Annotated in this window: 10 protein-coding genes; 9 read left to right on the plus strand and 1 reads right to left on the minus strand. The window is 63.0% G+C overall.

The features are described from left to right. The first annotated feature begins 71 nt into the window (after window positions 1-71). The 3 genes from E0H22_RS11875 to E0H22_RS11885 all read left to right on the plus strand — a co-directional run bounded on the left by E0H22_RS11875 (window position 72) and on the right by E0H22_RS11885 (window position 5,270). Complete coding sequence (locus tag E0H22_RS11875) at window positions 72-1,169, plus strand: helix-turn-helix transcriptional regulator (protein WP_233025834.1); 1,098 nt, start codon at window positions 72-74, stop codon at window positions 1,167-1,169. A gap of 147 nt (window positions 1,170-1,316) precedes the next feature. Next, a complete protein-coding gene (locus E0H22_RS11880; protein WP_233025835.1) occupies window positions 1,317-3,257 on the plus strand; it encodes an autotransporter outer membrane beta-barrel domain-containing protein in 1,941 nt (646 codons plus the stop codon). A 123-nt stretch (window positions 3,258-3,380) separates the two neighbouring features. After that, entirely contained in the window at window positions 3,381-5,270 is a 1,890-nt protein-coding gene (locus E0H22_RS11885) for an autotransporter outer membrane beta-barrel domain-containing protein (RefSeq protein WP_233025836.1), read from the plus strand. A gap of 67 nt (window positions 5,271-5,337) precedes the next feature. Here the strand turns inward: E0H22_RS11885 and E0H22_RS11890 are convergent, their stop codons facing one another. Next, on the minus strand, window positions 5,338-6,828 hold the full coding sequence (locus tag E0H22_RS11890) for a DHA2 family efflux MFS transporter permease subunit (RefSeq protein ID WP_233025837.1): 1,491 nt from the start codon (window positions 6,826-6,828) through the stop codon (window positions 5,338-5,340). 339 nt (window positions 6,829-7,167) lie between these two features. On the opposite strand from E0H22_RS11890, the gene guaB reads away from it, so the two are divergent. The 6 genes from guaB (at window position 7,168) to guaA (ending at window position 14,412) form a co-directional block, all read left to right on the plus strand. Next, the gene (gene guaB / locus E0H22_RS11895; protein WP_233025838.1) at window positions 7,168-8,655 is read left to right on the plus strand and encodes an IMP dehydrogenase; all 1,488 of its coding nucleotides are present in this window, start codon (window positions 7,168-7,170) and stop codon (window positions 8,653-8,655) included. Window positions 8,656-8,920: 265 nt separating this feature from the next. Then, a complete protein-coding gene (locus E0H22_RS11900; RefSeq protein ID WP_233025839.1) occupies window positions 8,921-9,547 on the plus strand; it encodes a hypothetical protein in 627 nt (208 codons plus the stop codon). A gap of 152 nt (window positions 9,548-9,699) precedes the next feature. After that, window positions 9,700-10,725, plus strand: coding sequence for an NADP-dependent oxidoreductase (locus tag E0H22_RS11905; protein WP_233025840.1), 1,026 nt, complete (start codon window positions 9,700-9,702; stop codon window positions 10,723-10,725). 217 nt (window positions 10,726-10,942) lie between these two features. Then, window positions 10,943-11,293 carry a hypothetical protein gene (locus E0H22_RS11910; protein ID WP_233025841.1) on the plus strand — a complete coding sequence of 117 codons (351 nt, stop codon included), beginning with the start codon at window positions 10,943-10,945 and terminating at the stop codon, window positions 11,291-11,293. A gap of 41 nt (window positions 11,294-11,334) precedes the next feature. After that, a complete protein-coding gene (locus tag E0H22_RS11915) occupies window positions 11,335-12,639 on the plus strand; it encodes an RsmB/NOP family class I SAM-dependent RNA methyltransferase (protein WP_233025842.1) in 1,305 nt (434 codons plus the stop codon). 165 nt (window positions 12,640-12,804) lie between these two features. Beyond that, window positions 12,805-14,412, plus strand: coding sequence for a glutamine-hydrolyzing GMP synthase (gene guaA, locus E0H22_RS11920; RefSeq protein WP_233025843.1), 1,608 nt, complete (start codon window positions 12,805-12,807; stop codon window positions 14,410-14,412). The last annotated feature ends 67 nt before the right edge of the window (window positions 14,413-14,479 follow it).

Below are 14,479 nucleotides of genomic sequence, written 5' to 3' on the forward strand. Positions count from 1 at the left end.
TTTGCAGCATTTTGTGCCGCATCACCCCGCTTTGACGCTGGTTTGACGCCCCGGCGCTTATAGCCCGCGCCATGAGCAACACCAGAATCTCCTTCGAACAGGCGTCGCGGTCTCTGCTGGATGCGGCAGTCGATCCGTCGCGCTGGACCGCGACCATGGATCTCCTCGGCGAATACGCCGGGGCCACGGGCGCGGTGCTGCTTCCCGTCAAGGGGCAAAGCCCGGGGACGCCGCATTCGCAATCTCTGACCGAGGCGCTCGAAGCCTATTTCCGCGATGGCTGGCACGAACGCGACGAAAGACAACGCGGTCTTCCGATGATTCCGCTGCGCGGGATTTTTGTCGACCAGGATTTTGCCAGCCCCGAAGAACTTGCGTCTTCCGACTACTATCGCGGCCTGCTTGCGCGCTATGACTGCAACTGGTCGGCTGTGGTAGGCTTTCTCGATCCGGTCGATGAATGGTGCCTTGTTTTCGAGCGCGGCGATCGCCACGGTTTTTTCGACCGCGCGGCGCAGGATGATCTCGTCAGGTTTGCCAAGCCGCTCAGCCAGGCGGCGGCCATCGCGCGCAGCCTGTCTTATGCGAGCGCTGTGGGGGCGCTCGACGCCTATCAGGCGATCGGCTGCGCCAGCTTCCTGATCGACCATGCCGGCCTTGTGGTGCGCCATAACCAGAAAGCACAGGATCTGATCGGACACGGGCTCGAATTGCATCGCCGCGAATTGCGGTCGATGTATCCGCCCGACAATGCCGAACTCGAAGCATTGATCGCTTCGCATCGGCCGGGACAAGTGGCGCAGATTCCGCAACGTGATCTCGCGTTGGTTCATCGCCGCGGCAAGCGGCCGCTGATCCTGCGCGCCATCAAGCTGGAAGGCATCGCCGCCTCAGTGTTCGCTCGGGGCGCGATCCTGTTGCTGGTCTCCGATCCCGATGCGCGCGGCGCACCGACGGCGCCAGAGACCCTGACCAGAGTGTTCGGCCTGACCGAAACCGAAGCCATGCTCGCCTTGCATCTGGAGCAGGAATTGCCGCTGTCCGACGTGGCGGCGCGGATGTCGATTTCCGTGGAAACGGCGCGGACGCATCTCAAGCGCGTTCTGATGAAAACGCAGACCCATCGCCAGCAGGAACTGCTGATGTTGTTGCGCCGCCTGGCACCGTGAGGGAGATGCCGTCGCCAGCATGATGCAGCTCAGTCACACCGCCATGAAATAGAAGCAAGCTACCCCAACTGGGGTACGACCACCGAACCCACCGCGCGCTAAGCGCAGTTCATTGGCTGTCTACTTTACGTATTACCTGGGGGATTCATGGATTCGTCGCTCCGCATTGCACTTTTGGCCTCGACCGTTCTGGCTTCGGCCATTGCCGTCACACCGGCCTCCGCGCAGACCTTTACCCAGTTCATCGGTTTCGGTGATAGTTCGATCGATAGCGGCTATTTCAAATATGTCGCGCGCGGCAACGGAGCCGAGCCACGCTTTGAGGCTGCTCGTCAGAACGGCGGCACGATCACGCCATCCGCCGGGATGATGAATTCGCAATATCTGGCGGAGGCGTTCGGGTTGACGGCCACGACGTCCAGCGCCCCTGGGGGCGGCACCAACTACGCAGTCGCCGGCGCCCGCATCGATTTGCCGAACCTCGGCGGCGGCACCAGCCCCAGCATCGTGCAGCAGATCAATACATATCTGGCGGCCAATGGCGGACAGGCCAATCCCAACGCCTTGTATCTCATCAGCGGCGGTGCCAACGATCTCACGGCCTTTGCAACGCTGTCTCAGGCCGCGTATCTGGCTGCCATTACTCCCATCGCCACGGATTATGTCAGGACCATCACCAGCCTGAGCCGTGCCGGTGCGCGTTACATCGTGGTGCCCAACTATGCATCGTCGAACGCGCGGCCGACGGCCCTGACGCAGGGAATCTGGAACGCACTGGCGAACAATGGCGTCAACTTCATTCCCGCTGACGTCAATGCCATGCGCCTTGCCGTCCTCAGCGATCCCGCACGCTTCGGATTTACATCGGTGCGGCCGATGGTGCTCGGCAGCACCAACCAGACAGCCGGCTGTCATACGGCCAACAATCTGAATACTGCCAACGGCGCCGGTTTCGGGCTGTATTGTATTCCCAGCACCACGCCGGTGGGGGCGGGGGTCAGCGCCACGGCCTATCTGAACGCGCAGAATTCGCTGCAGACGAGCCTGTATTCCGACGATCAGCATTTCTCGCCGGCCGGTCAGAAGATCCAGTCGGACTACATCTACAGTCTGATCGTCGCTCCGAGCCAGATCTCGTTCCTGACCGAGAGCACCATTCAAGCCCGTCGCGGCGTCACGCTCGGCATCCAGGAGCAGATCGATATCACCCAGCGCCGTGCGACGCCCGGCTTCAACGTGTGGTTCAATGGCGACGTGTCGTCGCTGAAGCTCAACAACAGCTCGCCCGGCTTCCCCGGCGATCCCTCGACGCCGATCTCGGGCACGCTGGGCGGCAGCTACACGTTCAGCAGCAACGCATTGATCGGCGCCGCCGTGACGCTCGGACAGTTCGACCCGACCTTCACGTCGGGGGGCGGCTTCCGTCAGCAGGAAGTGGCGGCGACCGTGTTCGGTGCCGTACGGGCCGACAGCCTGTGGGCCAATGCGATCATGAGCTTCGGCTGGCAGAAATATGACGTCAACCGCGTGGTCCCGCTCGGCATCACCTTCGATAGCAACAGCGGCAATACCCACGGCAGAAACTTCTCCTTTGCCGCGCTGACCGGTTACGATTTCCGCCAGGGGGCGATCACCCACGGCCCGGTCGCCGGCGTCGAAGTGCAGTCGGTCGGTATCGATGCCTTCACCGAAACCGGCAGCTTCACCAGTCTCGCATTCTCGAATATCGGCCGCACCTCGACGGTGTCGGCGCTCGGCTATCGCGCGGCCGTCGATTACGGCAACTGGCGACCGTTCGCGCAGGTCACGTGGAATCACGAATTCGACGACACGGCGAACCGGACCGTCACGGCCACGCTGACATCGATTACCGCGCCTAGCTATTCGATGCCCATCGTGCAGTTCGGCCGCGATTGGGCGAGTGCCGTGGTCGGCACGACGGTGACGATTGCGCGCGACTGGACCGGTCTTGCCGCTTTCAATGCCCAGTTCGGTCAGAACGGCACGACGAACTATGGCGGCCGCTTCGGTATCAACTACGCATTCAACTCCGCCCCGATGGAATTGCCGGTGAAGGCGAAGTTCTAGCAACGATGTTGAGGGCGGCCGGACTTCGACAGAAGACGACGCCGCATCGTCTTCGCGAGCCAAAATACCGTCTAGAACTGCGGATCGATATTGCTCTGCCTGATTTGATTGGTGGGAAATTTCATGAATTCGTCCTTTCGTATCGCGTTGCTCGCCTCAACAATATTCGCGACCTCGGCGTCGGCGCAAACGTTCAATCAGTTCATCGTTTTCGGACCCAGCCTGCTCGACAGCGGCTATTTCAAGCTGAACGGGGGCGACCTCCATTTCACGGCGGCGCGCAACAACGGCGCATCCATGACGCCATCAGGCGGTATCATGAATACAGACATTCTGGCGGCACGCTTCGGCCTGGCAGATATCTCGCAAGGCGTCTCCGCCACCGGGACGAACTACGCAGTCTCAGGAGCAAGAATCGCTAGTCCCAATGCGTTTGGTTTCGCCGCGGCGACGCCGAGCATCACGCAGCAGATGACCAATTATCTGGCCTCGACCGGCGGGGTCGCGAATTCCAATGCGCTGTATGTGATCAGCGCTGGCAGCAACGATGTCGGCCAGCCCGGCGTCAACCTGGTTCAGCAGGCCGGCATCTTTTCGAATGCCGTCACGGCACTCAGAAACGCCGGGGCGCGTTACATCCTCGTTCCCAATCTCCAACGCAACGATGTGCTCAACACGACGATCTACCAGAACCTCGCTGCCGCCGGCGTCAACTTCATCCCTGCCGATCAGGTCGCAATGATTCAGGCTGTCATGGCCAATCCTGTGCGCTTCGGATTGACCTCCGCTGCGCGCGGCCCGGCGCCTGTCGGCGTGACATTCCCGACACCAGTGCCCTCGTCCTCGGCATGTCGTCCGCCGCAAGGCGGCTATTCCGGTTACGGTCTCTACTGCACGCCTTCGACATCACCCGTGGGCGGCGTGAACGGCGCCGCCTATCTCACATCCGCCGACGCGTTACAGACCAATCTGTTCTCCGACAACTTGCATCTGTCGCCTGCAGGCCAGAAGATCCAAGCGGACTACTACTACAGCCTGATCGTCGCTCCGAGCCAGATCTCGTTCCTGACCGAGAGCACCATTCAAGCCCGTCGCGGCGTCACGCTCGGCATCCAGGAGCAGATCGATATCACCCAGCGTCGTGCGACGCCCGGCTTCAACGTGTGGTTCAACGGCGATGTGTCGTCGCTGAAGCTCAACAACAGCTCGCCCGGCTTCCCCGGCGATCCCTCGACGCCGATCTCGGGCACGCTGGGCGGCAGCTACACGTTCAGCAGCAACGCATTGATCGGCGCCGCCGTGACGCTCGGACAGTTCGACCCGACCTTCACGTCGGGGGGCGGCTTCCGTCAGCAGGAAGTGGCGGCGACCGTGTTCGGTGCCGTACGGGCCGACAGCCTGTGGGCCAATGCGATCATGAGCTTCGGCTGGCAGAAATATGACGTCAACCGCGTCGTTCCGCTGGGCATCACCTTCGATAGCAACAGCGGCAATACCCACGGCAGAAACTTCTCCTTTGCCGCGCTGACCGGTTACGATTTCCGCCAGGGGGCGATCACCCACGGCCCGGTCGCCGGCGTCGAAGTGCAGTCGGTCGGTATCGATGCCTTCACCGAAACCGGCAGCTTCACCAGTCTCGCATTCTCGAATATCGGCCGCACCTCGACGGTGTCGGCGCTCGGCTATCGCGCGGCCGTCGATTACGGCAACTGGCGACCGTTCGCGCAGGTCACGTGGAATCACGAATTCGACGACACGGCGAACCGGACCGTCACCGCCTCGCTGACATCGATCACTGCGCCCAGCTATTCGATGCCTATCGTGCAGTTCGGCCGCGATTGGGCGAGTGCCGTGGTCGGCACGACGGTGACGATTGCGCGCGACTGGACCGGTCTTGCCGCTTTCAATGCCCAGTTCGGTCAGAACGGCACGACGAACTATGGCGGCCGCTTCGGTATCAACTACGCATTCAACTCGGCCCCGACGGGATTGCCGGTGAAGGCGAAGTACTGATATCGCCGATTCAAAGAGAGAGAGACAGCGCCTTCGGTGACGCGGTCTCGGACGGTCGGAGCAAGCCTTACCCCAGCCGCTGGTCCCGCGTATCTTCCGTGGTCTCGCTGGCAGCTTTTGCGGCCGCGTGTTCGGCGCCTTTCTTCTCGCCTTTGCGGCTGGCGATCTCCACGGCCTTGCGGCCGGCGATTTCCGCACCGGCGTCGGCTGGCATTTGCCAGAAGAACCAGGCCGATGTCGCCGAGATCAGCGACACCACAAGGAAGGCCGGGGCAAAATCGTCGGCCGACAATTCGGTCATGCCGCGCAAGATCATGGTGCTTTCGACGCTGAAGGCACCGATGGCGACACCCGCTGAGATCGACAGCTGCTGGGCTACAGCGGTCAGCGTGGTCGCGCGGCTGAGTTGTGCCGGTTCAACCTCGGCGAAGGCCACCGTGTTGATCGCGGTGAATTCGAGCGAGCGGAAGAAGCCGCCGACGATCAGGATCAACAGGATCAAGGTCAGCGGCGTCGAGATCGTGAACAGCGCGCAGACGGCAAGGAAGACCGAGCTCACCACCGCATTGACGGTCATCACATTACGGAATCCGAAGGCACGGATGATGCGCGTCGCCAGCGTCTTCATGCCCATGGCGCCGACCGCAGAGCCGAAGGTGACGAGGCCGGACTGGAACGGTGACAGGCCGAAGCCGATCTGCATCATGAGCGGCAGCAGGAACGGCAGCGCGCCGATGCCAAGACGGAACAGGAAGCCACCGATGATTGCGGCGCGCAGCGTGGCGTAGCGCATCAGCGAGAAATCCAGCACCGGCGATGCCGTTCGCTTGGCATGGATGAGATACAGCGTCATCGAGATGGTGCCGACCACCAGCAGTGCGGTGACGATTTCCCATGGCAGCAGATTGAGCCCCGCGACAGAAAGGCCGAAGGCGATGCCGGCAAGGCCGACGCCGGCCAGCACGAGGCCGAGCAGATCGAAGCGCTCGGGATTGTCCGACTTGATCGGATCGATATAGCGCTGCGCGAGATAGATGCCGAGAAAGCCGATCGGGATGTTGATCAGGAAGATCCAGTGCCACGAGGCATAGGTGGTGATGAAGCCGCCGAGCGGCGGTCCGATCACCGGGCCGATCAGCGCGGGGATGGACATCCAGGCCATGGCATTGACGAGGCCGGCCTTATCGATGGAGCGCACCAGCACGAGACGTCCCACCGGCGTCATCATCGCGCCACCGAGGCCCTGGATGATGCGGGCGATGACGAAATGCGTCACCGATGATGAGATGGCGCAACCGATCGAGCCGATCATGAAGACGCCGATGGCGACCGAAAAAACGGTGCGTGCACCGAAGCGGTCGGCGGTCCAGCCGGAGGCGGGGATGAAGACGGCGAGGGAGAGCAGATAGGAGGTGATCGCCAGTTTCAGCGTCAGCGGGCTGGTGCCGATATCGGCGGCGATCGCCGGCAGCGAAGTTGCGATCACCGTGGAGTCCATGTTCTCCATGAACAGGGCCGCGGCGACGATCAGCGGGATCAGGCGTTCCTTGGTCATCATGCGGCAGTTAATTCCGATCCAGGTGGCTTGAATTCTTCTCGATTCTTTCAGCAACTCGCCGCCGGGCTTTAACATCATGTCGCAGGGGCGGCCATCATCCCGCAAGCCGGCCCGATGACGGTCCTGTGAACTCCACGGCTTGAGCTGGGCCACGGGGTACCGTCCTTGAAATATCCCTGTGCATGGCTGCCAAACGCTTTGATTCCGCAGGGCAGCATGCTATCGACCACCGCCAATCCTATGTTGAGGCTCCGAGTCGGCGACGGTGATGCACCGCCGCCTCTTTGGTGCATCCTCAGCCCCAAGCGCGGCTTCCAGCCGCTTGATACGGAGTTGGCCATGGCAGTCGCCCCCAAGATACGCGAAGCTTTCACCTTCGATGACGTGCTGCTGAAGCCCGGCCTGTCGGACATCCTACCGTCCGATGCCGATATCCGCTCGCGCGCCACACGCAGCGTCGCTTTAAATATTCCGATCATGGCCTCGGCCATGGATACCGTCACCGAAGCCAGAATGGCGATTGCTATGGCGCAGGCCGGCGGTCTTGGCGTCATCCATCGCAATTTCGATCCGGAAGGGCAGGCCGCGCAGGTCCGCCAGGTGAAGAAGTATGAGAGCGGCATGGTGGTGAATCCGCTCACCATCGGTCCGGATGCCAAGCTCTCCGAAGCGCTGGCCCTGATGAACGAGCACGGTTTCTCGGGCATTCCGGTGGTCACCGGCGCAAGCCCGAACGTTCCCGGCAAGCTGGTCGGCATCCTCACCAATCGCGATGTTCGTTTTGCCACCAATCCGGATCAGAAGATCTCCGAGCTGATGACCCACGAAAATCTCGTGACGGTGCGTCAGGGCGTGAGCCAGGACGAAGCCAAGCGCATGCTGCACAAGCATCGCATCGAGAAGCTGCTTGTCGTCGATGACCAGTATCGCTGCGTCGGCCTGATCACCGTGAAGGACATGGACAAGGCCGTCGCGCATCCGCTGGCGAGCAAGGACGCCCAGGGCCGTCTGCGTGTGGCGGCTGCGACCACCGTCGGTGACGGTGGTTTTGAGCGCACCGAGCGCCTGATCGATGCCGGCGTGGATATCGTGGTCGTCGATACCGCGCATGGCCACTCTACCCGCGTGCTGGAAGCGGTGAACCGCATCAAGCGCATTTCCAATGCCGTGCAGGTCATCGCCGGCAATGTCGCCACCACCGAAGCGACCCAGGCGCTGATCGATGCCGGCGCTGACGCCGTGAAAGTCGGTATCGGCCCGGGCTCGATCTGCACCACGCGCATCGTGGCCGGCGTCGGCGTGCCACAGCTCACCGCCATCATGGATGCGGTGGAAGCGGCCAAGAAGGCCGACATCCCCGTGATCGCCGACGGCGGCATCAAGTTCTCAGGCGACCTCGCCAAGGCGCTGGCTGCCGGTGCTGACATCGCCATGGTCGGTTCGCTGCTGGCAGGTACCGACGAAACCCCCGGCGAAGTGTTCCTGTGGCAGGGCCGCTCCTATAAGGCCTATCGCGGTATGGGGTCGGTGGGGGCCATGGCCCGCGGCTCGGCCGACCGCTATTTCCAGCAGGACATCAAGGATACCTTGAAATTGGTGCCGGAAGGCATCGAGGGGCAGGTGGCCTATAAAGGCCCGGTGGGCAATGTGGTTCACCAGCTCGCCGGCGGCCTGCGTGCCGCCATGGGTTATGTCGGCGCCAAGACGCTGGCCGAATTCTCCGAGAAGGCGGAATTCGTCCGCATCACCAGCGCAGGCCTGCGGGAAAGTCACGTCCACGACGTGACCATCACCCGTGAAAGCCCGAATTACCCCGGCGGACGGTAACGCGAGATCGTAGAGCGGATGAGCCGAAGGCGTCATCCGCCGCGGAATTTCGATTTCGAAGCCGGTCGGTGGATGATGGTGACGCCTACTCGCCTAAGGGGGTCCTAGGCATTCTCGCCTAAATTGGGCCGCATGGATGGGCCAAAAGCTCGCGTATTCGCCTCATACGCGTGCGGTCGCTAGGTTGCGCGCGTTGAGACCTGTTCCGGTGCCGCCTAACGCGGTACCGCTCGCCGCTCACTCGCCAAGCACATTGGAGAATTCCATGGCCATCGAATGGACCGAAGACCGCGTCGCGGCACTCGAAACCCCGCAGCTCAAGAACCTGCGCGAGAACGCCCTGAAGCGCGACGTCGCCGCTCTGGCCGATCTCTGCACGGCGGAACTCGCCAAACGCAACGCCGACAAGCCGCGCCGGATCGGCCAGCCGCGCAGCGAAGCCAAGCAGTTCGAGCACGATATGGCCGATCAGATCGCGGCCGTCGGCAAGACCATGGCCGAGAAATACGATCTGTCGGAAGCCACCGCCAAGGCGAAGTCTGAAGGCGTGAAGGGATTCAAGGCCCACAAGCTGCTCGACTCTAAGGGCTCGGCCAAGCTCGGCGGCATGCAGCGCGATGGCTCGGTGGCCGTTGATCGCTATATCTCCTATCGCCGCGGTAAGGACATCGTTTCGCTCAGCGTCTTCCTGCTCAAGGACCAGCCGCTTGAGGCCCGCGAATTTCAGGTGATCGCGCCGCTGTCGATGCTTGACGGCGGCAAGCCCGTAGCGGAAATCCGCCCGACCGCGATGCCGACGCAGAAGCAGTCGGCCGACGGTGGCCTGTCGTTCAAGGATCTCGACAGCGCCGCTGCGGCATTCGATGCCGTGCTCGCGAAGATCGCCGCCTGATAGCAAGTGTGTTTCTGAAGCGTGATCGCGGGTTATCGGACAAGATCACGATCCCACATAAGACGGGTTTACGTATCGAGCGCGGCGCGCGATCATCGCGGGCCGCGTTTTTGCGTCCGGCTCTCCCCAACAAGAAGCAAGAGGAAACATTCATGTCAGCATCGGCCAAGCGCGTCGTTCTCGCATCGCGCCCCCATGGTGAACCCGGCCCGTCCAACTTCCGCACGGAGGAGTTCGCCGTGCCGAAGCCCGGCGAGGGCGAGGTGCTGCTGCGCACGATCTGGCTGTCGCTCGATCCCTATATGCGCGGACGCATGAATGACGGTCCGTCCTATGCCGCTCCGGTGCCGGTGGATGGCGTGATGGAAGGCGGTACCGTGTGCGAGGTGATCGCCTCGAACAATCCGGGCTTTGTCGCCGGCGATATCGTGCTGTCGCATTCGGGCTGGCAGACGCATTCTATTTCCGATGGTAAAGGTCTGCGCAAAATTGATCCGAAACTTGCGCCGATCTCCACCGCAGTCGGCATTCTCGGCATGCCCGGCATGACCGCTTACACGGGACTTCTTGCCATCGGCAATCCGCAGCCGGGCGAGACGGTCGTAGTCGCCGCCGCATCGGGTGCGGTGGGCTCCGCAGTCGGCCAGATCGCCAAGATCAAGGGCGCCAAGGCCATCGGCATTGCCGGCGGCGCCGACAAGTGCCGCTATGTGGTGGAAGAGCTCGGCTTCGATGCCTGCATCGATCACCGCGATCCCAACTTTGCAGCGAAGCTCAAGGAAGCCTGCCCCGACGGCATCGACGTCTATTTCGAGAATGTCGGTGGCGAGGTGTTCGAGGCGGTGTTTCCGTTGCTCAATTTCTTCGCCCGCATTCCGGTCTGCGGTCTGATCGCGCAGTACAACGACACGGCCTCGACGGCGCCGAAATGGGCGGCCGCGATGATGCGCAATGTGCTGACCAAGCGCCTCAACTTCCGCGGCTTTATCGTCCGCGATTTCGCGTCGATGCATGGCGATTTCCTGCGCGACATGTCGCAATGGGTGCGCGAGGGCAAGGTGAAGTACAAGGAGCATGTCACCGAAGGTCTCGACAACGCGCCGACAGCCTTCATCGGTCTGCTCAAGGGCGCGAATTTCGGCAAGCAGCTGGTGCGGGTGGGGCCGGATAAGGCGTAACGCGGCTGTCGTCCCGGCGAACCTCGGGACCCATCGCCTTCGAGCGGATGGTGGAGCTCAGGCAGAGCCGCTTCGATCACATCAAGACAGCTCTACAGCGTGCATGGATCCCGGCATTCGCCGGGATGACACGCGATTGGAACTCCAGCCCTCCCTGCGGGTTCCCATTCCCGGAAGCCGGCCGCATCGCAACGCCGGCGGGTTGAGGGGAATTTACATGTCGGTTCAAATGGTTCTGCTGCCGGTCTTCGTCCTTGTGGCGATCACGCTGGGCATGTTTTTCGTCACCGGTCTGCGCAGCGGCAGAGTTGGGCTCAGCGACGCCCGTGAGCTGCCCAATACCGCCCCGCACCTCGACCTCCTGTTCTACACCCTGATCGCCCTCGGCCTGCCGCTGCGCAAGATCGATCTGGTGCTGGTCTGCCTGTCCTGGGTGTTCGTCGTTGCCCGTTTTGTCGGGGCCGGTTTCTTTGCCACGAGCAGGGGATCACAGGCCTGGATCGCCAGCGCGCTTGTATTGCTGGCCATGTGGTTCTACTTCGCGCTGCGGATGCTGCTTCTGCTGTGAGGCGTGGAGCGGCGCCGTTCTCTCTGGACTGAAAGACTGACATGACCCCCGCCGCCCGCCTGTCCGCCGCCATCGATGTTATCGACGCCATCGAGACCCAGCGCATTCCCGCCGCCAAGGCGCTGAAGGAATGGGGGACCGCGCACCGTTTCGCGGGCTCCGGCGACCGTGCGGGGATCGCCGGCCTCGTCTGGGATGTGCTGCGCCGACGCGCCTCCAGCGCCTGGGTAATGGAGGATGAAACTTCGCGCGCGCGCGTCCTCGGCATGCTCAAGCTCGAACGCGGCATGGATGTCGCCGATATCGAGGCCATGTGCGACGGCAGCCGTTTTGCACCGGCGCCGCTCAGCGACGCCGAGCGCAAGGCACTCGCTTCGCGCACGGCGGCAGGAGCACCCGCGCACATCGCCGGCGATTACCCGGAATGGCTCGACAGCCAGCTTGCCGACGTGTTCGGCGACGGTCGCATCGCCGAGGCCGTCGCGATGGCCAGCCGCGCGCCGCTCGATCTGCGCGTCAACACGCTCAAGAGCAAGCGCGAGAAGGCGCTGGCTTCGCTGAAGCATCTCGGCGCCACCGAGACGCCATGGTCGCCGCTCGGCCTGCGCATCGAGCTTGGCGCCGATGCGCGCAATCCCGGCGTCCATGCTGAGGAGGATTTCATCAAGGGCGGCATCGAGGTGCAGGACGAGGGCTCGCAGCTTGCGGCGCTGTTCTCAGGCGCCAAGCCCGGCGAACAGGTGATCGATCTCTGCGCCGGCGCCGGCGGCAAGACGCTGGCGCTTGGCGCGATGATGCAGGGCAAGGGCCGCCTGATCGCGACCGATGCCGACAAGCGCCAGCTCGCGCCGATCCATGAGCGCCTGTCGCGTGCCGGGGTCCACAATGCGGATGTCCGCACGCCGAAGGGCGATGAAGATCCGCTCGCCGATATCCGCGCCTCCGCCGATCTCGTCCTGATCGATGCGCCTTGCACGGGCACCGGCACCTGGCGCCGCAATCCCGATGCCAAATGGCGGATGCGCCCAGGCGCGCTGGAAGTGCGCGTCAAGGACCAGCAAGAAGTGCTCGACCGCGCCGTGCAATTCGTGAAGCCGGGCGGCCGCATCGCTTACGTGACGTGCTCGGTGCTGCCGCAAGAAAACCGTGAGCAGGTGAAGGGGTTTCTGGCGCGCCAGTCCGGCTTCACAGTGGTGCCGCCGGAACAGGTGATGTCGGCGCTGTGGGACAAGGCCGAGGATTTTGCGGCAGCCGTGTACCAGTCGCCCGAGGGCCTGCTGATGACGCCGCGCAAGACCGGCACGGACGGTTTTTTTGTGAGTATTATCAAACGCTCACAGCCGTAGGATGGGTAGGGCGCAGGCGCTCGGCGCCGGAGCGAAACCCATTGGCCGAGTTTGCGGCCATCGGGAATGATGGGTTTCGCTCCGCTCTACCCATCCTACGATCCGAGCTTTGGATTTACTGCGCGCGCCCTTGCACCTGCGCCCCCCGTGCCGTAATTCCTCGCTATGACAGCCCCCAGCAAAACCTCCGCCTCGTCCACCGATCCGTCGCCCCATGTCGGCGCGGAGCATGACAAGATTCTGATCGTCGATTTCGGCTCCCAGGTGACGCAGCTGATTGCGCGTCGGGTGCGCGAGGACGGCGTCTATTCCGAGATCGTGCCGTTCAACAAGGCGGAAACCGCCTTCGCCGAGATGAAGCCGAAAGCCGTGATCCTGTCCGGTGGCCCGGCCTCGGTGCTCGACGAGGACGCGCCTTCGGTGCCGTTGTCGATCCTCACCGCCGGCGTACCGGTGCTCGGTATCTGCTACGGCGAGCAGACCATGGCGCAGCAGCTCGGCGGCACCGTCGAGGGCGGACACCATCGCGAATTCGGCCGCGCCACCATCGAGATCACCGACGACTGCCCGCTGTTCGAAGGCGTGTGGGAGAAGGGCGGGAAATACGACGTCTGGATGAGCCATGGTGACCGCGTCACCAAGCTCCCCGAAGGTTTCCGTGGCGTAGCGAAAGCGCCGGGCTCGCCGATCTCGGTGATCGCCGACGACGTCCGCAAGTTCTACGCGATGCAATTCCATCCGGAAGTCGCGCATACGCCGGATGGCGCAAAAATCATCCGCAACTTCGTGCGCAAGGTCGCCGGTTTCACCGGAGACTGGACGATGCGTGCCTTTCGCGAGGAAGCCATCGAGAAGATTCGCGCCCAGGTCGGCGAGGGCCGGGTGATCTGCGGTCTCTCCGGCGGCGTCGACTCTGCGGTGGCTGCCGTGCTGATCCATGAGGCGATCGGGGATCAGCTCACTTGCGTGTTCGTCGATCACGGCATGCTGCGCAAGGACGAGGCCAAGACCGTCGTCGATCTGTTCCGCGGCCACTACAACATCCCGCTCGTCCACGTCGATGCATCGAAGCAGTTTTTAGGCGAGCTCGACGGCGTCACCGATCCCGAAGTGAAGCGCAAGACCATCGGCCGTCTGTTCATCGACGTGTTCGATGCGGAAGCCAAGAAGATCGGCGGCGCGGACTTCCTCGCCCAGGGCACGCTCTATCCCGACGTGATCGAGAGCGTGTCCTTCACGGGCGGACCTTCGGTCACCATCAAGTCGCATCACAATGTCGGCGGGCTTCCGGCGCGCATGAATATGAAGCTGGTCGAGCCGCTGCGCGAACTGTTCAAGGACGAAGTGCGCGACCTCGGCCGCGAGCTTGGCTTGCCCGACATCTTTGTCGGCCGCCACCCGTTCCCGGGCCCCGGTCTCGCGATCCGCTGCCCCGGCGAGATCACGAAGGAAAAGCTCGACATCCTGCGCGAGGCTGATGCCGTCTATATCGATCAGATCCGCAAGGCCGGGCTCTACGACACCATCTGGCAGGCTTTTGCAGTGCTGCTGCCGGTGAAGACGGTCGGCGTGATGGGCGACGGCCGCACCTACGAATACGTCGTCGGCCTGCGCGCCGTGACCTCCACCGACGGCATGACCGCGGACTTCTACGCCTTCGACATGAAGTTCCTCGGCGAAACGGCAACGCGCATCATCAACGAGGTGAAGGGCGTCAATCGTGTGGTGTATGACATCACGAGCAAGCCGCCGGGCACGATCGAGTGGGAGTAGGAAAAGCACTATAGAGCGGGGAAAGGGCGTTTGGCACGAGATGGGGCAGTTCTGGATGAAGTAGGTA

The organism is Rhodopseudomonas boonkerdii, from assembly GCF_021184025.1.
Classification (GTDB): Bacteria; Pseudomonadota; Alphaproteobacteria; order Rhizobiales; family Xanthobacteraceae; genus Tardiphaga; species Tardiphaga boonkerdii.